Annotated in this window: 20 protein-coding genes and 1 CRISPR repeat array; of the genes, 3 read left to right on the forward strand and 17 right to left on the reverse strand. The window is 37.6% G+C overall.

The genetic code is table 11. The features are described 5' to 3' along the window. Positions 1-104 precede the first annotated feature (104 nt). From IGK03_RS08790 to IGK03_RS08815, 6 genes are all read right to left on the reverse strand, one after another. Positions 105-1934 carry an ABC transporter permease gene (locus tag IGK03_RS08790; RefSeq protein WP_202334864.1) on the reverse strand — a complete coding sequence of 610 codons (1830 nt, stop codon included), beginning with the start codon at positions 1932-1934 and terminating at the stop codon, positions 105-107. Further along, positions 1924-2673, reverse strand: coding sequence for an ABC transporter ATP-binding protein (locus IGK03_RS08795; protein WP_002381711.1), 750 nt, complete (start codon positions 2671-2673; stop codon positions 1924-1926). Before IGK03_RS08795 ends, IGK03_RS08790 begins: the two co-directional genes overlap by 11 nt. Before the next feature lie 117 nt (positions 2674-2790). Then, positions 2791-3492, reverse strand: a complete 702-nt coding sequence (locus IGK03_RS08800; protein WP_002356983.1) for a GntR family transcriptional regulator — start codon at positions 3490-3492, stop codon at positions 2791-2793. Between the two features lie 130 nt (positions 3493-3622). Further along, positions 3623-6046, reverse strand: a complete 2424-nt coding sequence (locus IGK03_RS08805) for a DNA translocase FtsK (protein ID WP_010823794.1) — start codon at positions 6044-6046, stop codon at positions 3623-3625. A 313-nt stretch (positions 6047-6359) separates the two neighbouring features. Then, the gene (locus tag IGK03_RS08810; protein ID WP_033625041.1) at positions 6360-7571 is read right to left on the reverse strand and encodes an NAD(P)/FAD-dependent oxidoreductase; all 1212 of its coding nucleotides are present in this window, start codon (positions 7569-7571) and stop codon (positions 6360-6362) included. A gap of 28 nt (positions 7572-7599) precedes the next feature. Continuing rightward, positions 7600-8505, reverse strand: a complete 906-nt coding sequence (locus IGK03_RS08815) for a prenyltransferase (protein WP_002360016.1) — start codon at positions 8503-8505, stop codon at positions 7600-7602. 121 nt (positions 8506-8626) lie between these two features. On the opposite strand from IGK03_RS08815, the gene IGK03_RS08820 reads away from it, so the two are divergent. Beyond that, on the forward strand, positions 8627-9607 hold the full coding sequence (locus IGK03_RS08820) for a polyprenyl synthetase family protein (RefSeq protein WP_002360015.1): 981 nt from the start codon (positions 8627-8629) through the stop codon (positions 9605-9607). 79 nt (positions 9608-9686) lie between these two features. Here IGK03_RS08820 and cydC read toward each other — a convergent pair whose 3' ends face one another. The 8 genes from cydC to IGK03_RS08860 form a co-directional block, all read right to left on the reverse strand. Beyond that, positions 9687-11453 (reverse strand): thiol reductant ABC exporter subunit CydC, encoded by a 1767-nt coding sequence (gene cydC, locus IGK03_RS08825; protein WP_002364246.1) that lies wholly within the window; start codon positions 11451-11453, stop codon positions 9687-9689. Then, positions 11450-13183 carry a thiol reductant ABC exporter subunit CydD gene (cydD, locus tag IGK03_RS08830; protein ID WP_010775957.1) on the reverse strand — a complete coding sequence of 578 codons (1734 nt, stop codon included), beginning with the start codon at positions 13181-13183 and terminating at the stop codon, positions 11450-11452. The genes cydC and cydD overlap by 4 nt, the downstream gene beginning before the upstream one ends. A 4-nt stretch (positions 13184-13187) precedes the next feature. Then, positions 13188-14201: a cytochrome d ubiquinol oxidase subunit II gene (gene cydB / locus IGK03_RS08835; protein ID WP_002356976.1), complete on the reverse strand. Its 1014-nt coding sequence runs from the start codon at positions 14199-14201 to the stop codon at positions 13188-13190. Then, on the reverse strand, positions 14198-15616 hold the full coding sequence (locus IGK03_RS08840) for a cytochrome ubiquinol oxidase subunit I (protein WP_002356974.1): 1419 nt from the start codon (positions 15614-15616) through the stop codon (positions 14198-14200). Before IGK03_RS08840 ends, cydB begins: the two co-directional genes overlap by 4 nt. 472 nt (positions 15617-16088) lie before the next feature. Continuing rightward, positions 16089-17115: a CRISPR direct-repeat array (repeat unit 36 nt; unit sequence GTTTTGGTACCATTCTAAACAACATGACTCTAAAAC). A 157-nt stretch (positions 17116-17272) separates the two neighbouring features. After that, the gene (locus IGK03_RS08845; RefSeq protein ID WP_010775958.1) at positions 17273-18136 is read right to left on the reverse strand and encodes an AraC family transcriptional regulator; all 864 of its coding nucleotides are present in this window, start codon (positions 18134-18136) and stop codon (positions 17273-17275) included. 84 nt (positions 18137-18220) lie between these two features. Next, entirely contained in the window at positions 18221-20302 is a 2082-nt protein-coding gene (locus IGK03_RS08850; RefSeq protein ID WP_002388224.1) for a DNA topoisomerase III, read from the reverse strand. 130 nt (positions 20303-20432) lie between these two features. After that, on the reverse strand, positions 20433-20798 hold the full coding sequence (locus tag IGK03_RS08855) for a DUF1033 family protein (RefSeq protein WP_002356966.1): 366 nt from the start codon (positions 20796-20798) through the stop codon (positions 20433-20435). A gap of 97 nt (positions 20799-20895) precedes the next feature. Further along, positions 20896-21465, reverse strand: a complete 570-nt coding sequence (locus tag IGK03_RS08860) for a TetR/AcrR family transcriptional regulator (RefSeq protein WP_002379584.1) — start codon at positions 21463-21465, stop codon at positions 20896-20898. A gap of 132 nt (positions 21466-21597) precedes the next feature. Here IGK03_RS08860 and IGK03_RS08865 point away from each other — a divergent pair, with 132 nt between their 5' ends. Beyond that, positions 21598-22113, forward strand: a complete 516-nt coding sequence (locus IGK03_RS08865) for a YbhB/YbcL family Raf kinase inhibitor-like protein (protein ID WP_010775959.1) — start codon at positions 21598-21600, stop codon at positions 22111-22113. Positions 22114-22129: 16 nt separating this feature from the next. Then, the gene (locus tag IGK03_RS08870) at positions 22130-23368 is read left to right on the forward strand and encodes a multidrug efflux MFS transporter (RefSeq protein WP_002356962.1); all 1239 of its coding nucleotides are present in this window, start codon (positions 22130-22132) and stop codon (positions 23366-23368) included. A 179-nt stretch (positions 23369-23547) separates the two neighbouring features. On the opposite strand, the gene mnmA is transcribed toward IGK03_RS08870, so the two are convergent. The 3 genes from mnmA to IGK03_RS08885 form a co-directional block, all read right to left on the reverse strand. Beyond that, positions 23548-24672 (reverse strand): tRNA 2-thiouridine(34) synthase MnmA, encoded by a 1125-nt coding sequence (gene mnmA / locus IGK03_RS08875; protein WP_002362075.1) that lies wholly within the window; start codon positions 24670-24672, stop codon positions 23548-23550. 225 nt (positions 24673-24897) lie between these two features. After that, on the reverse strand, positions 24898-25242 hold the full coding sequence (locus tag IGK03_RS08880) for a DUF1831 domain-containing protein (RefSeq protein ID WP_002356959.1): 345 nt from the start codon (positions 25240-25242) through the stop codon (positions 24898-24900). Between the two features lie 67 nt (positions 25243-25309). Continuing rightward, positions 25310-26455 carry a cysteine desulfurase family protein gene (locus IGK03_RS08885; RefSeq protein WP_033625042.1) on the reverse strand — a complete coding sequence of 382 codons (1146 nt, stop codon included), beginning with the start codon at positions 26453-26455 and terminating at the stop codon, positions 25310-25312. Between the last annotated feature and the right edge of the window lies 1 nt (position 26456).

The following is a 26456-nucleotide window of genomic DNA, read 5'->3' on the forward strand; positions in this document are numbered from 1 at the left end:
TTACATTCGCTTCATAACTATAACGTATTCTCACTTTGAATGCAATATCACGAAGAGCCTCAAAAAAAAATCGTTAAGCGTGCATGCTTAACGATTTTTTATAATTAATCTTTCACTAAGTGATAAACTTTTTTGAAGTAGAACGTTCTAGCAATTAAATAGTAAACGACCTGAATCAATAAGAAAACACCTAAAACTTCCCAGCCAGCTAATTGCATTGGTTGATCTAACACGGCATACATTGCTTTCAAAGCAACAGCTCCATGAATAAATGAAACAACAATCGGTGTAAAGAATAAAATACCTACTTGTTGGTAAATCATTTTCTTCAATTCTTTTTTCGTCAAACCAAGTTTGTAAATCATCTTGAATTTTTCAACGTCCGTATTCATATCACTGTATAAACGGAAGTATAAGAAACTACCCGCCGAAACAAAGAACACGATACCGATAAATAGTCCGACAAATAGAACTGGCGTATAAAATTGCGTAATGGCTGCCGACATTGCAGCTGTTCCTAGTAACATGGGATACTTGTCACCAATAATATTTTCTGCTTTTATCAATTCTTCACGATCAGTTCCTGCTTTGGGCTGCCAAATGGTATTTATTTCACTTTTAACTCCGTCTAACGGTGTTGTATCAGGAACAACTAAAATCCCTCCAGCTGTTGGCAAAACATTGGTTTTAGAGATTTTATCGACTTTTAAAGTTTGATTGTTAGCTAAACTAACTGTTTTTACGTCCACAAACATATCTGAAGGAACATTTTCTTGTTTTAAATTAACTACGCTATTCCCATCAATCGTTGGTTCGTCAATCATTTTTGCTAACTTATTATATTCTGATGCTTGAATTAAGCGGATACCTTCATTTGTTGTAAATTGTGGATACTCCACTTCATCAAACTGAATATTTTTTTCTTGGAATGTTTTTGTCGCAAATTGTTTCATTTCTTGATTTTCTGGGTTGGTCGAATCAGACAATGTCAGTTCGTACGGTACAGAACTTATTCCTTTAAAAATCATCTCGTTCACGCCGTATAACGTTCCAATGGCAGCAAAAGCAACCGTTGATATCACCGAAACCAAGAAGAACGAACGTGCATTATCTTTCATGCGGAAAGCCAAATCTGATAAAACGACCATATTGGTTTTTTTCCAAAAGATTTTTGGTTGCCGTTTTAAACGTTCAATGACAGAAACACTCAATTGGTCAAATAAAAATTTTGTCCCTAAAATAACTAAGAAAATTACTGGGAACATCACCATTAAAACTAACTGTCCCTTAGCAACTAAAGCAATTCCGTAACCGACAATTAAAAGCAACACGGCTAAGAAAGATTTAACTTTAGAGCTTTTGATTTCACCTTTACCCATTTCCCCTGCTTTTAATAGCTCTTGAAGTGTCGCTTTTGGCAAGCGGAATTGAATAAAGAAAGAAATTACTAAAAACAAGACCGCAAATGAAATGACAGTAATGATAAATGGCATCACTGGCAAATAAAAACCTAAACCTAGATGCATCAATAAATTGCTAATCCATAAAATAAACTGTGAAAATCCAACACCTAAAATGCTACCAAAAATTGTAGCAAAGAAACCAATCACTAAGTTTTCAATAAAAATCATTTTCTTTAACTGTTTTGGACTCATCCCTTGAATCATCAAGGTTCCAAACTCTTTTTTCCGAGATTGGATAAAGACATCCATCGAGTATAAAACGAATAAGAAAGAAAAACCATAGATTATAATTGCCGCAGCCGTCATTCCCATTTGTGCTTTAGGATTTAAACCATTAGCTAAGGCTGGGTGAAAGACAAAACCAGTGAACGTAAAAAAGATCATCACAGAAAACATTGTACTTAGGAAATAAGCCAAGTATAAATGCTTATTTCGAATCGTGTTTCTTATAACAAACTGATTAAAATTCATTATCGACACCTTCAATCTCAGCCAGTTTCACCATGATTAAATCGTAGAACTCTTTTTGATTGCCATTTTGGACAATTTCATCAATTAATTCACCATCTTTAATAAAGACGATGCGCTTGCAATAACTTGCGGCTAGCGGATCATGGGTTACCATTAAAATAGTCGCCGCTTCTTCTTCGTTTAATTGTTGTAACAAGCCCATCACATCCTTAGATGATTTCGTATCTAAGTTTCCTGTTGGTTCATCAGCCAATAATAATTGTGGATGATGAATCATTGCCCGAGCAACGGCGACCCGTTGTGCTTGTCCACCAGAAATTTCTGCAATTCGTTTTTTCAACAGATGATTGATACCTAAACGCTCACTTAATTCTGCTAATTGTCGTTTCATTACAGAGACTTTTTCTCCATCAAGCGTCAATGGCAAAATAATATTTTCTTCAACAGTTAATGTTGGCATTAAATTAAAGCTTTGAAAAACAAATCCTAATTCTGTACGACGGAATTTAGCAATTTGTTCTTGATTCAAATTGTTTGGATTTTTTCCATTTAAAAGTATTTCACCGTCTGTTGGACTATCGATTGTTGCCAATAAATTTAAAAGTGTACTTTTCCCACTTCCAGAAGGTCCCATAATACCAATAAATTCACCATCTTGGACAGTTAAATTAATCCCTTTTAAAGCTTCATATTTAATTTCGTTTCCGTAAACTTTTTTCAAATTTTGTACTTCTAACATATTTTCCACTCCTATTCTTCTCACTCATTTAGTGTATCGAAAACGAAAAAAAACGACAATAGAAAAGAATAACAATGAACTTACATTACTGTAAGTGCACTGTTATTCTTTTAAAAGTTATGCTTCATATTCAATCACATAAGGATGAATCTTCGTATTATAAATAGCTTCTGAATATTCTACGCAACGACCTGTTGGGCTTAACGAACGCCGAATTCTTTTTAAGCCCGTTGTTTCAGTTGTTTGCAACATCTTTTGCTCTGCTTCTGTCAAAGTTGCAACTTCAAAACGGTCTTCAAATTTATAAATTTCAATGGCATGGCGATCCATCAAACGATACAAGGATTCTTCTTTGTATTCAGTCAATGATACGTCTTTCATGGCAGCTGGCAAATAGTAATTAAAATAAATATAGGGTTGTTCATCGATTAGATATAACCGTGAAAGGTGAACCACTTCTTCTCCTAAAAATTGATAAGCCGGCATCTCTTTTGACAACGTCAAGTTTTCAACTTGTAAAACTTTTTTAGTGACTTTCTGACCTGATTCATTCAAAAATTCAGTGAATGTCCCTGCTTTTGATAGTTTATTATAGGGACGATTGCTTAACACAGTTGTGCCTCGGCCACTTTTTTTCTCAACAAATTCTTCTGTTGCTAACATTTCGATTGCCCGCCGAATCGTAATTTTACTAACGTTAAACATCTCTTCCAATTCTGTTTCTGTTGGTAAAAACGTTCCTACTGGATACTTGCCACTCAAAATATCTTCTTTAATCTGATCTGCTACTTCTAAATAAAGCACGCTCTTTCTTCTCATGATACGCTCCCTCCCAACCGCACTATTCCTTTCTATTTTACCAGAAAATAATGATTATAACATGATGCTTTGCTGAAATTATAAAAAAAGAACAAAAATAGATAAATTTATCTATTTTTGTTCTTTTTGTTTATTGTTCTGGCGTCTCAGGTGCTGCCTCTTCTGATTCCGCTTGTAGAAAGACTTTTCTTGGTTTACTACCTTCTGATGGTCCAATAACTCCGTGTGCTTCCAATTCATCCACTAAGCGAGCCGCACGATTATAGCCAATTCTAAAACGTCTTTGTAGCAATGAAATACTAGCTGTTTGCATTTCAACCACCAAGTTTTTCGCTTCTTCAAACAACTCATCTTGAGGAGCTTCGCCACCGCCTGAAGTGGTCGGTTCATCCGTTGGCATCATGCTTTCTTGATATTCAGCTTCTTGTTGGTCCGTTACAAACGCAACCACTCGTTCGACTTCTTGATCAGAGATAAAGGCCCCTTGGATACGAATTGGTTTATTTTCTCCCATTGGTAAGAAGAGCATATCGCCTCGACCTAATAGTTTCTCCGCCCCGTTGGTATCAATAATGGTACGCGAGTCTGTCCCACTTGAGACCGCAAAAGCCATTCGAGAAGGGACATTTGCTTTGATGATTCCTGTAATGACATCCACACTTGGCCGTTGTGTCGCTAAAATCATATGAATACCCGCTGCCCGTGCCATTTGGGCTAAGCGGATAATCGCATCTTCTACTTCGTTACTTGCCACCATCATTAAATCAGCTAACTCATCAACAATGACAACAATAAATGGCAGAATCGGACGATTTTCGCCATCTTCCGCATTTTTCTGTTGAATTAGTTGATTGTAACCAGTAATATTTCGGACGCCTGTTGCTGCAAATTTTTCATAACGAAATTCCATTTCTTGAACTACTTTTTGTAGGGCTTGGGCCGCTTTTCTCGGATTAGTAACCACTGGCGTTAATAAATGAGGAATCCCGTTATACACATTCAATTCCACCATTTTCGGGTCAATCATCATTAATTTTACTTCATGGGGTTTTGCTTGCATCAAAATACCTGTGATGATGCCATTGATAGCAACCGATTTCCCACTCCCTGTCGATCCCGCAATTAATAAATGCGGCATTTTTGATAGATCCGCAGTTTGAACCATCCCTGAAATATCTCGACCTAAAGGTACTTCTAATAGTTTATCTGGATGACTTGGTTGTGCCTCAACAATATCTCTAAAGGATACTGTACTAATTGCACTATTAGGAACTTCAATCCCGATTAGTGATTTCCCAGGAATCGGGGCCTCCATACGAACATCTTTGGCCGCAAGCGCTAAAGCAATGTCATCCGTCAAGTTAACAATTTTGCTAACTTTTACCCCCACAGCGGGTTGAACTTCAAATTTTGTGACAGATGGTCCTAAACTAGCTTTGACCACTTTAGCATCAACGCCAAAGCTCTTGAAGGTTTGTTCTAAGACGCCAATATTTTTTTCGATTTTTTCATATTCACCACTTTGATCCGTTGCTTGAATTGTATCTAACAAATCAGTTGGTGGTAGTTGATAATCACGATCTTCCGCTTCTTCAGAAATCTCAAATTCGAGAACACCAGCTTCATCTGCCGCCTCTTCTTCTTGCTCTCGTTGCGGTTTTGTTGCTGCAATTGGTGGTACAGGCATCGCCTGATTTTGCTGTTGAAACGAATCAATTTGAACAGGCGTTGGTGCAGTCGGTTCTTCCACCATTGGTTGGTGGGTTTCAACTGGTGTTTTTGTTAAGCGCTCGGCTGCCGCTTGTTCCATGCGTTCCCGCTCTTGTAATTTTTGTTGGGCAGCGGCTTCAATTTTTGCTTGGCGTTCTGCAGCTTTGGCTTCTTTCTTCGCTGCTCGCTTCGCCTCTTTTTCTTCTTGTCGCGCCTGTGATTTTGCCGAAACATGACTTAGGCGATCTTGAATACTTTGGAAATGATCAACAATTTGCTGAAAATCCCACATACTCATCAAGAAAATACCCGCTAACAGTAGCAATGTGGCAATTAAATAGCTGCCAAATTGTGCCACCAAAAAGTACGTTCCTTGATAAAGCAGCGCGCCAATCATACCGCCCCCTACGTTTTGCGTCACTTGGTTGGCTTTTAAATCGCTTTGCAAAAATTCCCAAGTGTTACCTAAAATATCAGGTTGACTGCCACTAACATTTCGAAACATAAAGGCATGGAAAAATAACAAAACACTAATATAAATCAGAACAGCCCCAAAAATAGGGCGCCCTCTTTTTAACGGAAAATCTTTCCCATAAATCATGACTAATAAGCCATACAGGATTAGTAAAATCGCTGCAAATGGAAAGGTATTACCTACAACTAAGCGTAAACAATTCGCTAATAACGTGCCTAAAAACCCTAAGCGAAAGAGTCCAAAGACACCGAATAAAATAAAAATCAGGCCAAGAAACATATAATTTAAACGTTCTTGTTGTTGCTGTTGTTTTTTGGTCTTTTTCTTTGTCGTACTTTTTTTCTTATTTGTTGCTCTTTTTTGTGCCATTTAACTTCCCTCTTTCCATCACTTCTCATTATACATAAAAATGGAATCGAACAAAAGTGCCCACCTCATTTTACTTGAAAAATCATGGAAATTTTTTTAAAACTTTCATTTAAGAAAAATGAGCGTGGGACAAAAATCACTTTGGATTTTTGCTCCACGCTCAAAAACTGATAAACGGCGGGAACAGAACCAACTCCTTCGGAAATAAGCCGAAATTCTCCAAAAATTAAAGAGCAATTTTCGGAAATTTCTTCTTATTTCTCGGAGCTAAACGGTTCTGTCCCGACCTCATTATTTCTTATTTTGCTGATTCTTAATGGTATAAGTCGAAACGACCTTTAGCCATCATTTCTTTGGTACCACCTGTTTCAAAGAGCGCTTTGTTCATGATAATTTTTTTCATGAATGAAGCTGGGTATCCTTTAATGTCTGTTTTACCAACAATTCCTAAAGCACGTGTATTTCCGACAGAACAAACAGAACCTTGTGATTTAAAGCTGAAAGGTTTAGTTGCTTCCCCTTTCAATTGTGCTTGAATATTTTTAGCAGCATGAGCGCCCATCTTCAAGGCGATTTGTGCTGTCGTTGGGTAAGGTCGATTAGTTTCTGTATCCATAACTGCTGAGCAGTCACCAATAATATAGACGTTGCTATGGTTCGCATCTGTTAAATCTGGTTGAACCATGACACGACCACGACGAGCTTCAAATCCAGAATCGCCTACAACGTGGCTTCCACTAACACCCGTTGTCCAAATAATTGTTTTAGCAGAAAGTTCTGCCAAGTCGCCTGCTTCGTTATCTTGATAAACAACTGCGCCTGGTTTGATTTCTTTAATCGGTTTACCTAATAATAAATGAATAGCTGAATCTTTTAATAATTGCACACCATAGTTCGCAAGTTTTTCGTTAAACATCGGCAATAGGCGAGTAACTGCTTCGACACAATAAATTTGGATTTGATCTGCTGAGACACCTGCGATTTCAGCAAATTTTGGTTTATTTTCAACAAGAGAACCTAATAATTCAATCCCTGTAAAGCCTGCTCCGCAGACAACAATTTTTAAGAATTCTTCGTTTTGAGTTGCTTTGTATTGACGCATTTGTTCTTGGATATGTTCATACACGTTTAAAGCCGTTTTCACATCTACCATTTGTAGAGCATGTTCTTGCACACCAGGGATACCAAATGATTCTGATTCAAACCCAAGAGAAACAACTAAGTAATCATAATTGATTGTTTGGCCATCTTCTAAAGCAACTGATTGTGTTGCAGCATCAATTGTTTTAACTGTTCCTTGGATAAAGGTTGTCATTTTTTCATCGACAACATCCATAATATTGTATGTGATTTTTTCAGCTGGTTGTGTTCCAGCAGCAACTTCATGCAAGTCCGTTGCTTCGTAGTGATAGTTATTACGATCCACTAAAGTAATTTCGACGTCTTTGGCGCCTTTTTGTAATTCGCGTAATGTTTTTAAGCCTGCGTAACCAGCACCTAAAATAACAACATGTTTCTTATTCATTTTGATTCCCTTCCACTCTATAAAAAATTTACAGCCACCACAAACCTATGGCAAAAAATAGCACTTGTGCAGTTGCTCCCACAGCTAAGATCTTCACAGCACAAACAAATGTTTTACTCTTCACTTGTTCCTTCAGTAAGGCTTGGGTTTGTTTCCGTACAAAAGGTAAAGTTAAAAGCATGAGTAACATTGTTGGCGGGGTTAATCCTAAACCGACAGCTAACAAAATGGCTAACATTGCTATTGTATTTAATCCGACGAATAATTTCAAAGAACTTGCTTTGCCAAGGTAATGAACTAATGTATATCTCTTGTTATTTTCATCTTCCTCTAAGTCACAGATATTATTTGCTAACATTAAGTTAGCAATGTAACAAGTATTAGGTAAAGCGACTAAGAAAATCCCCCATAAATTAGCTGCTGACCAATTGAAAACTTCAAACGTATTAATGTAGACACAAATAAGGGTAATCATGAACCCCATTGTAAATCCTGAGAAAACTTCCCCTAATGGTAGACTGGACAAAGGTTTCGGTCCTGATGAATAAAAAATACCAATTAAGTAACAATACAGACCCATAATTAATAACGGCCAGCCGACAATAAATGACAACCCAATCCCCATTAAAGCAGAAACGAGAATCATCCAAAAAATCATTTTGCGTATTAATGGCAAAGATAAATTTTCTCGACCGATAATATTCGTTTTTTCCTTATAATCATGAACTTCTGTGGCATGATGGTAATCATTATAATTATCTAAAATATCGACCGCCATATTAAAAATAAACATCGCAATGAAAAAAATTAAAACATAACCGACATGGAGCCGCCCATATTGGTACCAACTAAAACAAATTCCTAACAAAAATGGCAAAACACTCGCTGTTTTTGCTTTTAATTCTACTAATTCAAAAAATATTTCTCGATTCAAACTATCCCTCCGCTACTTTTTTACAAACTTTGTTACTTTTAAAACTTAATTACTGTATTTCTGTCGCCAATTCGTATACAATCAAATAGTATTGAACCACTGAAAGGATCGTAGTATATTTATGAACACATTTTGGAAGTCGTTTCCTGACGTTGAACGTTCTTTAACGGAAACATGTGAATTAATTGAACAAACGTTGCATACACGCAACGAAGACATTGAAGAAGCCTTAGTAACTTTGGCTCGTTCTGGCGGCAAATTATTACGCCCCGCTTTTTTCTTTCTTTTTGCTCAACTGGGTGATGAAGAAAAACAAGAGAAACAACAATTATTAAAAATAGCTGCATCTTTGGAAATCCTACATATGGCTACGTTGATTCACGATGACATTATTGACGATTCTCCATTGCGCCGAGGCGCTGTGACTATTCAATCACAATATGGTAAAGACGTGGCTGTTTACACAGGTGATTTACTATTCACTGAATTCTTTACTTTGATTGCAGATGCCATGAATGGCTCTGAATTTATGAAAATCAATGCACAAGGAATGAAACGGTTATTACTTGGTGAACTCGATCAAATGAGTCATCGATTTGACCGCCGCATGTCGATTCCTGCTTATTTAAGAAGTGTCAACGGCAAAACAGCCGAACTTTTTTCACTAAGCTGTCTTGAAGGGGCCTATTTCGGTCATAGTTCAAAAGAAGTCCAACGTTTAGCTAAACGAATTGGCCGTCATATTGGCATTGCTTTTCAAGTCTATGACGATATTTTAGATTATACTGCTGACACGGAAACCTTGAAAAAGCCCGCTTTAGAAGACTTGTCACAAGGTGTTTATACGTTACCCCTTCTCTTCGCTTACCAAGCAGCACCTGACGTATTCAGCCCTTATTTGGATAAAGGACGCGCCATTACCTTAGAAGAAGCAGCTGAAGTTGCGGCGCTAGTCAACGACTATCATGGCGTTACAGAAGCACAAGCTTTTGCTAAAAAAGTAACCAACAAAGCAATCACTGATATTCAACAATTGCCTGATGGCACAGCAAAAGAAACCTTACTTTCCTTAACTGAGCTCTTATTACATCGTTCATTTTAAACGTTTTATGGAAGAATTGCCATTAATTGAAATAGAAAAACGACTGATTGTTTGCTTTAATCAACAACCAGTCGTTTTTTTATTCCTCGAAAGAACTAATGCCACGATCAATTCGGTAAAGTTTTTGATAATGCGCATTGGTTGCAAGTAATTCTTCTGGTGTACCACTCATCTCTAATTGGCCATCTTCAATAAAGATCACTTGATCCATCAAAGTTACGCCTTGCAAATGGTGGGTAATCCAGATGACGGTTTTATCTTTTAATGCCTCAAAAAAGGTTTCCAGCAATTGCTGTTCTGTAATTGGATCTAAACCAGTAGTTGGTTCGTCTAATAACACAATTGGTGTATCTTGCAAAAGAATCCGTGCTAGCGCCAAGCGATGTCGTTCGCCACCAGAGAAACGCAAACCTGCTTCATCCACCATTGTTTGTAAACCTTCTGGTAATTGGGCAACCATTTCTTTTAAGCCAACTTTTTCTAAAACCGCCCAAACTTCTGCTTCGCTCGCTTCTTCTCTACCAATCCGAATATTATTTAAAATGGTTGTTCGAAATAGGTACGGCGCTTGGTGCATAACCCCAATATATTCAGTCATCGTCTCACCAAATGCCTCAGTTGGGATGTTTCCTAAAAGGATTTCTCCCGAAGTAGGTCGTAAATCACCACGAATGAGCGAAGCCAACGTACTCTTTCCGGAACCACTGCGCCCTAAAATCGCTAATTTTTGTTTTTCAGGAATTGTTAACGATAAGTCATTTAATACCTTTTTCTCTTGATTTTCATATGCAAAAGACAAATGTTCTATCGATAAACTGGTGCCATTTGGCTGAACAGGCGCTTCTGTTGAGTCATCTTCCCCTTCAGGAAGCTCATTAAAACGACGAATGGAATCCTTATAAATCGTTGTTTCCTGTGCTGCAGCAGGAAGCGGAGCAAAAGCATCAATTAACGGAAACACGGTTAAAACAAAGGCACCAATCCAATTGGCTGCGCCCCCATGATTACCTGGAAACCGCACACTAGTCCAAGCTAAGACAGCAATCGCAATCACACCGAACAGAAGTTGTAAAACAAAGTCTCGGCCACGGTTAAATTGCTTCATTTTTTCATCTAATGCACGAACGTTTGCTTCATCTGTTTCATAACGAGCAACGAATTCAGAGCCTCGTTGACTAAATACCCAATCAGACACACCTAGAATATTGTCGGTTAGTGTTTGATATAACTCATTTTTGGCATATTTATGTTTTTCTTGACGCGCACCATTCACTAGAACTGAAACAAGTGGTAATAGAAAAACAACCACTCCTAACATCAGTAACATGCATAAAGCAAACCACCAAGAAAAGAAACCTAATGCAATCACTAAAAAGATATACAAAATCCAAGCAATAACGGTTGGGAAAATCGTTCGTAAATACAAGTTTTGGATATGATTAATATCCTCCGAAAGCAAACCTAAGATATCCCCAGTGCGATATTTTGTCTTAAAGAAAATCGCATCTTTTTCTAGCACATTATAAAGTTTCAAGCGCAAATCAGAGGTCATTTTTAACACCCAGTTATGACTCGTTAGACGCTCCACATAACGAAAAACAGGACGGCCAATCCCGAATGCTCTTGTTAAAACAATGGGAATATAAATTAATAAAATATTCTCTGGTAAGGAAGCCGCACGACTGATTAAGTAACCAGACGTAAACATTAATGCCCCTGCGCTAAAGAACGTCAAGAAGCCTAAAAGTAAGGCAAAATACAAGGTTTTTTTATAGCGTTTTAAGAAAGGACGAACCCATTGATCGTTTTTCCAAACGTCTTTCGTTGTCGGCTGTTTTTCCATCATTGGCGTCCTCCTCTCATTTGCTTCATTAATTGAACATAGTAGCCATCTTTTTCAATCAACTCTGCTAGCGTTCCTTGTTCCACTAATTGACCTTTTTCCATCACTAAAATGTAATCCATTTCTTCCATCCAATGCAGACGATGTGTCGCAAAAAAGACAAGATGATTGTTCATTAATGGCAACATGCGCTCTTTCATTTCAACTTCTGTTTCAATATCCAAATGCGCTGTCGGCTCATCAAACAGCAAGACGTGGCGTTTTTGATCGACAAAGGCGCGGGCCAACGCTACTCGTTGCGCTTGTCCCCCACTTAACATTCGACCACTTTCCCCAATCAAGGTATGAATTCCTTCGGGAAGGTCTTTAACCAGCTCTTCTAAGCCAACTAACTGAATCGCTTGCTGAATCGCCTCATCTGTTGCTTCAGGTGTATAAAAGCGAATATTGTTTGCCAAAGTATCTTGAAAAATATATGGTGCTTGCGGAATATAAAGGATTTGTTTTTGCCAGTCTTTTTGTAAAAAATGTGGAATCGTCTGACCATTTATTGCCAATTGACTCGTTTCTTCTGTTGGTAATAAAAAGCCACTTAATAAATTAATTAACGTTGACTTACCAGAACCACTCGCCCCGATAATTCCAATCTTTTTGCGACCATCAACAGAGAATTGCAACGATTGAATTGCTTCTTGCGTTGCATCTTCATAGGAAAAATTTAACGCGGTGACTGACAACTGACTTTCTTGATGCCAATCATCTAACGTGAGCACATCGGTCTGTTCTGCTTCTGGCAATGCTAATACCGCTTGGATCGCTTGAAAAGAGTTTTTTCCATCTAAGGTTGCGTGATAATCACTTGAAAAATCACGAATCGGTAAAAAGAACTCAGGTGCTAAAATTAAAGTAACCAAGGCAGGAAATAATAAAATCGTGCCGTTTAATAAACTTAATCCAAGGAAAACTGCCACAACAGCTACCGATAATGTCGTAAAAAAGTCTAACGCAAAGGTTGATAAAATAGCAATTTTCAATGTACTCATGGTCGCTTTTCTGAATCGTTCACTTGTATGGTAAATACTCCCAGCATATTTTTTACTCAACCCAAACAGTTTCAGTGTGTCAATTCCTCGCAAGGAATCAATAAAATGATTGGAAAGCATTTGAAACGCCGCATATTGCTTGTCCGCTTTACTTTGTGCTGCATAACCTAACACAATCATAAAAATAATAATAATCGGAAAAACAATCAGCAATGTTACGCCTGAACGAATATCTTGTGTAAAAACAAAGGCCAAAATAATCCAAGGAATAATCATCATATTCATCATTTTTGTCAAAATCAATTGTAAATAATTTTCGGTTTGACTGATGCCTTCTAAAGCCATGGTAACCATATTTCCAGTTCCATTTTTTTGAACAACATTTGGCCCCAAACGGAAAATTTTGGTTAATAATTGTTCGCGTAATTCTTTCGAGCGTTCATAACTAAATGTATCGAGCATTCTCTCACGAAAATACGTAATAACATGTCGACCAAGATAAAAAATAAAAAAGAGTAAAATACTCTGTAGTTGTTGGTTAAGATGCCCGCCACTCCAAAGGCCGACAATGGCTTTTGAAAGAAAAAAAGCTTGCCCAATTATAAAGACTGCTTGCAGGAAAGAAAAACCTGCAAGCAAGACAAGAATTTTTTTGATTTTAGGCATCTGTAAGATGTCTTTATCAATCATAGATTTAATACCCCTCTGGTACGGCTGTCTGTGAAATACGTTTTCTGAAAATATAATAGGACCAAGCAGTATAAGCTAACACGAATGGTAAAATGCTTAAAGAAATCCACGTCATAATTTTTAGTGTATATGGTGTGCTTGTTGCATCTTTAATCAACAAATCAAAACCTTCACTACCAATCATAACACGTGGGAACAAGCCACTGAACAAGAGAGCAACTAGTACAACTAATGTTAAACCACTCGCTAGAAAAGCTAACATCTCTTTGCGTTTAAACACCCCAACATTGGCAATGACCGTTAAGACCACAATTGCTAACGTTAAAATTAAAGTGACCGCAAAGTTCTTTTCATAAAAGTCCGTTTTGAAGTACATCAACACTGCAAAAACAACTAAACCGACATATAAAACGCCGTATAAGATTTCTGCATAATTTCGAGCACGTTCGCGAATTGGGCCTTCTGTTTTTAAAGCAATATAGTTCATACCGTGTAAGTAGCAAAGTAATGTTAAGGCTACTCCACCAACAATTGAAAACAGATTAAAATAATCCGTAAATTGCGCATGCATATTGCCGTTTGCATCTAAAGGCATCCCTTGGACTAAGCTGATAAACAAAATACCAAAGAAGAACGGTACAAGGAAACTACCAATTGATAGCGTCCAGTTCCACATCCGACGACGTTTACCTTCCGGCATGTTGTGGCGGAATTCAAAGGAAACTCCGCGAATAATTAAGCCAAATAAAATCGTAAATAGAATTAAATAGTAGCCACTAAATAATGAAGCATACCAATATGGGAAAGAGGCAAACATTGCGCCGCCCGCTGTTAATAGCCAAACTTCATTTCCATCCCAAACAGGTCCAATTGTTGCAACGACTTGATCTTTTTCGTCGTCATTGTGTGCCAACGTTTGAACGGCCATTCCAACACCAAAGTCAAATCCTTCTAAGAAGAAGAAACCTGAGAACAAGACGCCGATAAGGACAAACCATAATAATTGTAGTGTACTCATTCGCCAAATACCCCCTTATCAAATGGATCCAACGCTGGTTCATTTTCTTTCGCTAATTTTTTCGCTTCATAGTCTGGTCCTTTACGTAATTCTAAAATGACCAAGTAAACCATGACACTACCTAAACCAGCAAATAATAAGAAATAAATGACATTTGACGTAATTAATGAAGCAACCGATACATTTGGTGAAACACTTTGTTCAATCGTAAATAATCCATAGACAGTCCACGGATAACGACCTAATTCAGTGACTAACCAACCTGTTGTATTGGCAAGGAATGGTGCGAACGTACATAAAGCAACAATCCACAGCATCCATTTCTTCTCGTACAGCGATGGTTTTTTCTTCCTTGTAAAGAATAGTCCTAAGGCAGCAACCAATAACATTAAGGCACCAAAACCAGCCATGATACGGAAGCTCCAGAATAAAGTGTTAACTGGTGGATAATAATTTTTATCATCCCCATATTTTTCTACCAAACGCTTGTTGACTGTATCCATTCCATCAACCGAACCTGATAATTTGTTATACGATAAAATACTTAACATATATGGAATATCGATACCAAAAACTTGTTTATGTTCTCGTTCATCTGCCCAAGCAATCAATGTCCAAGCAGCAGGATCATCAGAGTCTTCATAGGCCCCTTCCATCGCCGCAAATTTCATTGGTTGTCCTTCAATTAGAGCTTTCATTTGCAAGTCGCCAGCTAATAAAACGCCGATTGAACCGAACAAAGTAACCCATAAGCCAATGCGCATAGATGCTTTGTGGAATGAAATATCCCGTTTTTTCAACAATTGGAAAGCAGCCATACCAGCTACTGCCATGCCGCCCAATGTAAAGGCACCCATGATAACGTGTGAAAATTCATACCAAACTTTTGGATTGCTGATGACAGCTACAAAGTCCACCATTTCAGCACGGCCATTATTGATGACATAACCTACTGGATGTTGCATAAAACTATTGGCAACTAAAATCCAGAAAGCAGACATCATTGAACCGAATACGACTAACCAGATAAACGTTACGTGAACTTTTGGATTCATTTTATCCCAAGTAAAGATCCACAAACCTAAGAATGTTGACTCTAAGAAGAAAGCTAAGAGCGCTTCTACCGCCAACGGTGCCCCAAAAATATCTCCGACGAATCGAGAATAATCAGACCAGTTCATCCCAAACTGAAATTCTTGAATAATCCCGGTTACAACCCCAACAGCGAAGCTTAATAGGAATATATTTCCCCAAAACTTGGCCATTTTACGATAACGTTCCTCTTTTTTCACAACGTACATTGTTTCCATAATTGCTACAACAAGTGCTAATCCTATTGAAAACGGTACGAAGAAAAAGTGGAAAACTGTTGTCATCGCAAATTGGATTCTCGCCAATGTTACAATATCAAACATATTATTTCCTCCCTGATTTGCCTCCACACAAAGAAACAAGCTTACCTGAATTGTTCATTTCCATTAGCGATGACTCCTTTTATCTACGAAACTAAAAGAAAATTCAAGTGAACTTTTCCAAAAAGTGTGAAAATGCATGTAATATAGAATAATTCCAATCTAAGTATACAACTTTCTGAGGCAGAAACCAAACAATACAGAAGCATTTCTCACAATTTTTTTAGGTGCTACCAAGATTTCTTCCCTTTCTTCTATCAATAAAAAAAGCCCTTCCTAAAAAAAGGAAGAACTAATCTCAATCTATCAACATTTTGACTTATCACTTGATTAGTTTTCGAAAATTGAAGCAGCTCGTCTTTGATGATAAAAATTCTAATCTTGTGATGAAAATTACGGATTGCTTGAGGTGATAGTTTGTTTTTTAACAACATGGCTATAAAACAGGCAGCTCATCCGCTCTGAAATCTGGCAGGTTTTGGTACCATTCTAAACAACATGACTCTAAAACCAAAGGAATTTCTCGACTGTCGAAAAATTAAGTTTTGGTACAATTCCAAACAACATGACTCTAAAACGGTAGTAATCCTTCCAAAGATGTAAAAGCAGTTTTGGTACCATTCCAAACAACATGACTCTAAAACGTTACCTCTTTGATCTCTTGCTCTAAACTTGTTTTGGTACCATTCCAAACAACATGACTCTAAAACATCCTAAAACCAATTCAGGAAACGTTTGTTGTTTTGGTACCATTCCAAACAACATGACTCTAAAACTTTTAGTTACTCTAGCTTCAGTCGCTTGATGTTTTGGTACCATTCTAAACAACATGACTCTAAAACTTGCTAATAATGATTATAGCATGCTTTCCAGTTTTGGTACCATTCTAAACAACATGACTCTAAAACAAGTTTTTCATTATAAAGAAGCATCCTCATGTTTTGGTACCATTCTAAACAACATGACTCTAAAACTCAGCGAAGACGATGCAAAACAAAGCAAAGGTTTTGGTACCATTCTTAACAACATGACTCTAAAACGATAATACAGATGGTGAACTAGATTCAGTAGTTTTGGTACCATTCTAAACAACATGACTCTAAAACTCCATTCGCTTTGCGTGCTAAAATTTCTTCGTTTTGGTACCATTCTAAACAACATGACTCTAAAACGGGCTTAATTTTATAAAATTTAACACACTAGTTTTGGTACCATTCTAAACAACATGACTCTAAAACAAGCGGCCAAATATTTTATTTTTTGATATTGTTTTGGTACCATTCTAAACAACATGACTCTAAAACATCGGTATGCGCCGTTCTTTAGTTAATGCTGTTTTGGTACCATTCTAAACAACATGACTCTAAAACTATCCCAATACTCTGTGCCAGATGCTGAACGTTTTGGTACCATTCTAAACAACATGACTCTAAAACAAAGCTATCGTCACAAAACCAAAATTGGAAGTTTTGGTACCATTCTAAACAACATGACTCTAAAACCTCGGAGAAGTATTTTTTCTCCATGATTCCGTATTCGCATCACTTATCCATAGCTAGATTTCAGTTTAGAAGGTCTGATTTTTTTCTTCACGTTTATTATACCAAACTTTCTCCTTCTTGGCGGAAAAACCCACCATTTTTCAATGGTGGTTTTTCTTTATTTAGTAGCTGTAACAGCGAGCCAGATTTCACTATACTTAGCTTCTGCTGGTCCTTGATATTGCGTAAACGAAATTTCTGGTGCTGCAACGACTTGGTAACCAGATGAAGGCAACCATTCAGAGAATATCCTTGCCCAGGTTTCTTGTAAAGTTTGTGGGAAAGGACCTTCATTTGGAAAAACCGCCCATGTATGAGCAGGTACGCTTAGTTGCTCCAAATCTTCATAGGTATTTTCTTGCAAAGTGGCAAAGCCAATCATGTGTGTCATTTCTCCACCTTCTGTTGTTCGTCCCTCTTGAAAGTCAAAAGAAGCATTTACTACTTGATGAGGATATATGTCATCAAATGTATGCATTTCCGCTCGTTGTTGTGGTGTAATGCGCTGTGCTAATTCCATGATTGCTTGATTTTCCCCTTGATACTGCAAGGGAACCTTCTGACTAACTCCGACTATTTGAAACGCTGGTTTTTCAATCAATTTAACATCCATTGATTGTCCTCCTTTAATATCAATATAGAAAGAGAATTTAGGGAACGTTTTTTGGATTTGTGTTTTCATTACTTCAGAAGGGGCTTGTCCTGACCAATCGCGAAAGGCTCTTGAGAATCCTTCAATACTTTGATAACCATATTTAAAAGCTACATCTGTCACTTTTTCACCAGCAAGTAATGCTAAATTTGCTTCCGCCAAACGTCTCTTTTTAATATATTCAGCCAGACTCATCCCCGCAATAAACGAAAAAGTTCGTTTAAAATGGTAAACAGAAATCCCTGTCTTTTTTGCCAATTCATCGAAGGATACTTCTTCCGTTAAATGTTCTTCAATATAATCCATTGCTTGATTTAAATTTGCGAGCATCCGTGTCCCTCTCTTTCTATTTGAAAGTTTACTAAAGACCAACAAGGATGACTTGATTATTTAGAGCCAACATTCGTCAAGTCGCTACTCTTGATTCATAGCGGCTTTTAAGGCCTGCGCTAAAGCACTTTCTTCTGGTTCGTCTGGTTGTGAATATTTTTTCATCAAACGACGTTCTTCATGTTTAGTCATTTTTTGTTTTCGTTCTTTTTTATCGGGAATTTTTTCAGTAATCGAACAGAATTTACATTTGAAAGAACGACCATTTTTTCCTTCTATGATAACCATTTTTTTATGGCATTGTGGGCAACGGTGATTGGATACTTTAGGATCTTTTCGCCGACGATAAGAACATTCTTGGTTTGTACAAACGTAAATCTTCCCATCTTTCGTATTTTTTTCCCGTAAGTTTGAGCCACAATCTGGACATTTTTTTTGCGTAATGGAAAAATCTTGATATTTTTTCTCGCTTTGTTTAATTTCACGGACTAATTTTTTCGTATCCTCTTCAATATCCTTTAAGAAAAGTTGACTCTTTTGTTGACCCGAAGCGATTGCTTCGAGCGACTTTTCCCATTTTTCCGTTAGTTCAGGTGTCACAAGTGATGGATTCACCAAGTCTAATAGTTGCTTTCCTTTGGCAGAGACACTTAAACCGCTATTGGTTCGTTCCATCAATTCTGATTTAATCAGTTTTTCAATGATTTCAGCTCGCGTTGCCGGTGTGCCTAAACTGTGTTTCTCCATTTTTCCTAACAACGTTCCTTCGGTTAATGGTTTTGGCGGCGACGTTAATTCTTTGTTAATGGTAAAGTTTGGCGCAACGGTCATGCCTTTTTGCCATTGGACAGTGGATAGCGGCTGTTCGGCTGTTGTTTTCCAACCAGCAACAACTACTTTATTTTGATGAAAGACAAATGTTTCTTTTCCAAAAGCGACTGTAACTTTTGTTTGTTTGGTTTGATTTGGCTCAGCAAACAAACCTAAGAATCGTTGAACAATCATTTGATAGATTTTTTGTTCATCATTGCTTAGTTTTTCATAACGAGGACGTTGTTCAGTTGGAATCAACCCATGGTGATCCGTGACTTTTGCATTTTGGAAAACTTTTTGTTGTTTAACAACGGCCCCATTTTTAAGGTAGCCTTTCACTTCTGGTGAAAAATCAGCAATAGCTTGAAGGCGCTCTTTCATCGTTCCTTTCATATCCGTCGTTAGATATTTGCTGTCAGTTCGAGGATAGGAAACAATTTTATGGGTTTCGTATAAACTTTGTACAAGAGACAACGTTTTCTTTGCAGAAAATTGGAATCGCTGGTTGGCTTCACGCTGGATTTCGGTTAAATCATACGGTAACGGCGCATTTTCTGTTTTAACTTTTTCTTGGATATCGGTAACTAAGCCCTTTTGTTTTGAGAGTTCTTTGACTAATTGTTCTGCTTCCTGCCGTTCTTTTAAAGCGTATGGATTTTTTTGGGTCATCTTTGCTTTTTCTGATTCAACAGTTAACGAGATAGTAAAATAAGTTTGAGGCTTAAATTGTTCAATCGTTTTTTCTTGTTGGCGTACCATTGCTAAAGTTGGTGTTTGAACACGACCTGCGGATAAGTTATCTTGATATTTCACTGTCAAGGCCCGTGTGACGTTTAGCCCAACTAACCAGTCAGCTTTTGCGCGCGCCAAGGCAGAGTAATACAAATTATCGTAGTCTTTCGCTGGGCGAATTTTCTTAAACCCGTCTTTAATGGCTTTGTCTGTTTGAGATGAAATCCATAAGCGTTTGACTGGTTTGTTAAAACGGACATATTCTAAAATCCAGCGGGCCACTAATTCACCTTCACGACCAGCATCAGTGGCAATCACGGCTTCAGAAACATCTTTACGATTAGCTAATTGTTTAATCGCTTTTAATTGATGTCCCGTTTTCGGTAACGGTTTAATCCCTAAATTCTTAGGAATCATCGGTAAAGTTTCCATTTGCCACGTTTGCCATTCTTTGTTTAAATCTTCTGGCATTTTTAGTCCTAAGAGATGGCCTAAAGCCCAGGTGACAATCACGTTGGGTCCTTCATAATAATTCTTATTTTTTTGATTTGCTCCTAAAACGCGGCTTAAATCTTTTGCTACGCTAGGTTTTTCAGCAATAATTAATTGTTTTGCAACCACTAGTTTCGCTCCTTTTTGAGTGCTATCTTTTCGTATTATACCAAATATTGGTTCGATTTTCTCTAAATTCCGAGAATAGAAAAAGAGTTTAAAGAAAATTCCCTGAGGTTTTTCTTTAAACTCATGCGTTTCAAATAACTTTCCGTTTGCAGAATTTTGTTTTGCCAAAATGATTGGATATTGTGGTAAACTCAGCTTTATTTTCAAAAGTAACTGCATGATGATTTTCTAGTAATGCTAAACCGAAGTATTGTTGTAAATCTTCATCGCATTCTTCACACCAGCGTTCTTCCCCATCATTCCAGAAAGCCGTTAAATAATTAGGCTTTGTGTTGACGTATGTATAATTCTGAGAAAGTTTTTGCCAAACTTCCACATAATATGTCTCTGCATCGGTCAAGTTATCGAAGGTTTTTTCTTGAACAATGTCCTCTTGCCAATCATCAAAAAACCACCAAGGTTCATTGTCGCCATACATTGTAATTACTTGATACATTGAACCGCTCCTTTTTTTGCTACTGTAGGTATCATAGTCACTTTCTGAAAAAGTTGCAAGGATTTGGTTTCGGACTGAGAAATTTTTGAAATTTATTTTATCCTGCCACTTCTAAAGAAACAATAAAATCTTCAATCATGCGACGATAACTTTCTTCTGGCGTGGCTTCTTCGCGTTGAAAATAACCTAAAAAACGTAAGGTAATATAACCATGGATTAAGCTACGTAATTCTCGACTTTTATGCAGTCGTTCTTCATTATTAAATGGATAAAAAGCTAAAAGTTGTAAGATAATTTGATTGGTTTCATGGATGCCTTCAATTAATTGTTGGTTTTGCGTTTTCGGCACACTGATAAGTAATTCATAGACTGCAGAATTTTCAAAAGCAAATTGTTGGTACGTTTCAGCATATATCCGAATTGCTTCTGCGCCACTCTTACCCACTAAGGCTCTTCGCAATGCATCATTTAATTCTTGAATTAACAAGTCCACTAGAGCATTTTTTACTTCAGCAATATTTTTAAAGTGATTATAGAGTGAAGGATACTTGATGCCTAAATCAACGGCTAAATTTTGAAAGGTTAATTGTTGAACGCCCAATTCTTCCGCTAGGTTGCGGGCACTTTCAAGGATTTTGGCTTTCGTTAAATTCCGTTTTTTTGCCATCTTTCTGACGCCTCCAATTCTTAAATTTTGGACAAGTATTAGTTTATCATATCTATTGACTCTTTTTAAACTATAAATTATAGTTTATAATAATAATTTGTAAACATCATTTTTGAAAGAAGGCTGTTTGGCATGCATATTACCAACCGTTCTCATTTGGCCGATCGTTATGGCAAACGAACCAGTGCAGAATTTTTATTACACGAACGTCCTATTTTATCTTTTCCTATTTCTTTAGCGGCCATTCCTAAAGAAGCCCGCTATTTATCCTGGGAATTAATTGATTATGACACGATTCCTCTAATCGGTTTCCCTTTTATTCATTGGTTAGCTGCCAATGTTCCTGTAACCAATGAGATTCCTGAAGACTTTAGTCGAACAGCACTCAAGCCTACCATTCAAGGAAAAAATAGTCTTGCTTCTCCTTTGGGGAAACAGATGATTCCAGCGCTTGCCACTGAAACGTTACCTGAGTTAACCGAACGTTATCTGGGGTTAAGTCCTCGCTCTGGTGTGCACACCTATACGTTATATGTATACGCTACAAAAAATCCACTAAATTTAAAAGAAGGCTTTTTTTCGAATGAATTGCATCAAGCATTGAATGATCAACGACTCGCCAAAGCCAAATTTGAATTTCTTTACTAGAAAGTGAGGAAATAGAATGTATGAATTAATTAAAAGTAAAATTTTCCGTCCAAGACAACCTTGGGAAAAAAATCTGCTTGTTTTATGGTTTGGCACATTTATGGCTGGTATTGGCTTTAGCTTAGTGATGCCATTTATGCCTCTTTATATCAACACATTAGGTACTTTTACCCACCAACAATTGAATTTTTGGAGCGGAATCACGTTCTCCTCCACTTTTTTAGTCACGACCATTGTTTCACCTTGGTGGGGCCGTTTAGCCGACCGAAAAGGACGCAAGTTAATGTTATTACGCGCTTCATTAGGGATGGCTATCGTCATTAGTTTAATGGGCGCAGTCACAAGTGTTTATCAATTGATTGGCTTACGCTTATTACAAGGTGTTTTTTCTGGTTATATCAGTAATGCGACTGCGTTAGTTGCTACAGGCACACCTAAGGAAAAAAGCGGTCAAGTGCTTGGTACTTTAGCCACTGGTTCTGTTACCGGCACGTTGCTTGGTCCTCTTTTGGGCGGTGTCACTGCTTCTATTTTCGGTTATCGGCCAACCTTTTTCATTACTGGTACGATTTTATTACTCGTTTTTGTTTTGAGTCTCGTCTTTGTCCATGAAGAGTTTGTGCCAATTGAAAAAAATCAAGCCGCATCTGGGAAACAAATTTTAAAAAAACTAGAACATCCCCACGTGATTCTTGGAATGTTTATTACGACATTAATCATTCAAGCTTCCAATAATTCAATTAGTCCCATCATCAGTTTATATATTCAACAATTGTTGGGTGGTCACGGAAATGTCACCTTAATTAGCGGAGTCATTGCTTCTATTCCAGGGATTGCAACGTTAATAGCCGCCCCTCGTTTCGGCCGGTTAGGCGATCGTATTGGCAGTGAACGCATCTTGACAATTGGCTTAATTTTAGCCATTTTCGTTTACCTACCAATGGCCTTTGTTCAAAATGTCTGGCAGCTTGCCATGCTTCGTTTCTTAGTTGGGATTTCCGATGCCTGTTTACTACCAGCTGTTCAAACGTTGATCACTCGTTATTCCCCAAGTGACGCTGCAGGTCGTATTTTCAGTTACAATCAATCTTTCCAAGCGACAGGAAATGTGATTGGTCCTATGATTGGTTCAAGCGTATCTGCCGCTTTCGGTTATCGTGGGGTCTTTATTTCCACTTCTTGTCTGGTTCTCATTAACCTTCTATGGGTTCGTCGAAGCACCGCCGAATTAAAAAAAGAGAAAAATGATGACTAAGTTATACACAGAAAAGTTATCCACAATTTGAATTTTTAATTTTTCTCTTTTTCTTATTTTAAAAAAAATAGGCATATAAAACAAAAAAGAAAAGCGGATATTTACTGGTTTTATGACCAGCATATCCGCTTTTCTTTTGGTTAACTCTGCGCTTTTTGTTTCACAACTCGTGAAACTTTTTAGACGTATTGTAGTTCTTTTTCATCTTGGTAGGCGCGATCAATTAAGCCGCCCCCTAAGCATTCCATTCCATCATAAAAAACAACAGCTTGACCTGGAGTGACTGCGCGGGCTGGTTCCTTAAACGTAACGGTTGCTTTTGTGCCATCTTCAGATAAGGAAACATGCACTGGAATATCTGCTTGACGATAACGGAATTTAGCCGTACAGTCAAACTCTTTTGGCATTGGTGTATCAACAGTAAAATGAACCTCACTGGCTTCTAAATGTGTTGCATATAGTTTTTCATGGTGAAATCCTTGTCCCACATATAATGTATTGGTGGTTAAATCTTTCCCAATTACAAACCAGGGTTCTTGTGTTTTACCGCCGCCACCAATTCCTAAGCCTTGGCGTTGACCGATAGTATAATACATCAGACCATCATGTTGTCCTTTGATTTCGCCATCTTCTGTCACCATGTTGCCTTTTTTAGCTGGTAAATAATTACTCAAAAATTCTTTGAAATTCTTTTCACCAATAAAACAAACGCCCGTTGAGTCTTTTTTCTTGGCTGTGGCTAATCCAGCACGTTCAGCAATTGCACGAACTTCTGATTTTTCCATACCACCCAATGGAAACATTGTTTTTGCCAATTGGGCTTGTGATAATTGGCTTAAAAAATAGGTTTGGTCTTTATTATTGTCAATTCCACGTAACATATGCACTACGCCATTTTCATCCGTTTCTACTTGCGCATAGTGGCCAGTTGCAACATAGTCAGCGCCTAGTTGCATAGCATAATCTAGGAATGCTTTAAATTTAATTTCTTTATTACACATGACATCTGGATTTGGTGTCCGTCCTAACCGATATTCTGCTAAAAAATATTCAAACACACGGTCCCAATATTCTTTTTCAAAATTGACCGAATAATACGGAATCCCAATTTGATCCGCTACTTTTGCGACATCTTTATAATCCTCAGTTGCGGTACAGACACCATTTTCGTCTGTATCGTCCCAATTTTTCATAAAGATTCCAATTACATCATAGCCTTGCTCTTTTAAAAGCAACGCTGTGACAGATGAATCGACACCGCCACTCATGCCTACCACGACACGCGTTTTGCTGTTATCTGCCATTTTATCACCATCATTTCAATTAGATTCTGAAATCATCCACGATTTGAAGGTCGTAACTTTTCAGTGCTTTTCATTATACTATTTTTTTGAAATAAGTAAAGCAAGCCGGGCGTATAATGAGAAAATACTGGGAACAAAGACACAGCCAACAAGCTGTTGCTTTCAAAGAAACAGAAAACCTGAAGGAACAAGTTACTTTCACTTGTTTCTTCAGGTTTCTCTAAGTTATTCTACTTTCTCTAATACACCACGGCTAATTAAGCCATCCATTAAGAAAAAGTATTTTTCTTTACTCATTTCATGTTGTTCATTCTTGAAAATATTCATTGGTTTTAAACCATTTGCCGTTGTAATGGACATTTTCAACTCTTTTAGATCAGCAGTGATCGTAATTTTCAATTTGAAGCCTTCATTTCTCTGAGGCGTTGGATCTAAGGAACGAATCAATTGAAAGTTCCCTGATTTTGTTTCAGTAAAGCCGTTATCTTTTAATGTATAGCGTTTTGCACTAGGATGTACTTTGTAAAAAACTGTTGAGCCTTCAACAGCAGCCGTTGTTGTAAATGCCATGGGTTCCACCTCATTATTTTCATTGTTATCTTCATTATAGCGAAAACCTGTAGCTGCCGCAATCAGATTATTTTTTCAATTGTTGAATCACTGCAACTAGTACTTCAGAAAAAGTCGCAATTTCTTCTGGTGTGTTCCCGTAGCCAAAACTAATCCTGATTGATTCTTTAATAGCTGAGGAATTTTCTCCATACATCGCTGTCAACACGTGCGAAGGATCCACAGTTCCCGCTGTACAAGCCGAGCCTGTTGAAATCGCAATACCTCTTAAGTCCAAATGCATTAAGAGTAAATCACTGGGAATTCCTTTTAAATGAAGATTTAAGACATGCGCTAAACGATTGGTTGGTTCACCATTAATTGAAAAATCAATATTGGCTTCTTCTAACGCTTTTAAAATAATCGTTTGAAAACTTTGATAGGCTGTTTTTCTTGCTTGCTTTTCTGCAGAAGTTAGTAATGAAACGGCAGTACCCATGCCAATAATTCCAGCTAAGTTTTCCGTGCCCGCACGTCGTTTTTCTTCTTGTTCCCCACCATGTAAAAGAGGTGGTAATTGGATTGCATCGCTTTTAAATAAAAAACCTACGCCTTTTGGACCATTGATTTTATGAGCGGAAATACTTAATAAGTCGATCCCTAATTCATGAGGTAAAATGACTTCACTTCCATAAGCTTGGACGGCATCTGTATGAAAAATCGCCGAATGATTTTTAAGAATTGCACCAACTTCAGCAATTGGTAATCGATTTCCAATTTCATTATTGCCATACATCATTGAAACCAAGATCGTTTCTTCGCGTAAAGACTTTTTGAATTGCTCCATTGAAATCTGACCATTTTCATTCACAGGTAAGTAAGTCACTTCAAAGCCTAACGTTTCTAAGTATTCCATCGTTCGTAACACAGCGGGATGTTCAATTGCCGTAGTAATAATATGTTTTCCTTCCTTTTGACGAGAAAAAGCAACTGCCAAGATGGCTGTGTTATCCCCTTCTGTGCCACCACTATTAAAAATAATTTCGTGGGGTTTGGCTTGTAAGCTCTCGGCAATCGTTTGACGCACTTCTTCCAGAAGACCGTGTGCCTTTCGTCCAAACTGATGAATACTTGATGGATTGCCAAAAGTCGTTTGCATATTTTCAGTCATCGCTTGAATGACCGTTGGATGAAGCGGTGTTGTTGCCGCATGATCTAAATAAATGGGTTCCAAA

It is taken from the genome of Enterococcus sp. DIV2453a, assembly GCF_050533535.1.
GTDB lineage: Bacteria > Bacillota > Bacilli > Lactobacillales > Enterococcaceae > Enterococcus > Enterococcus faecalis.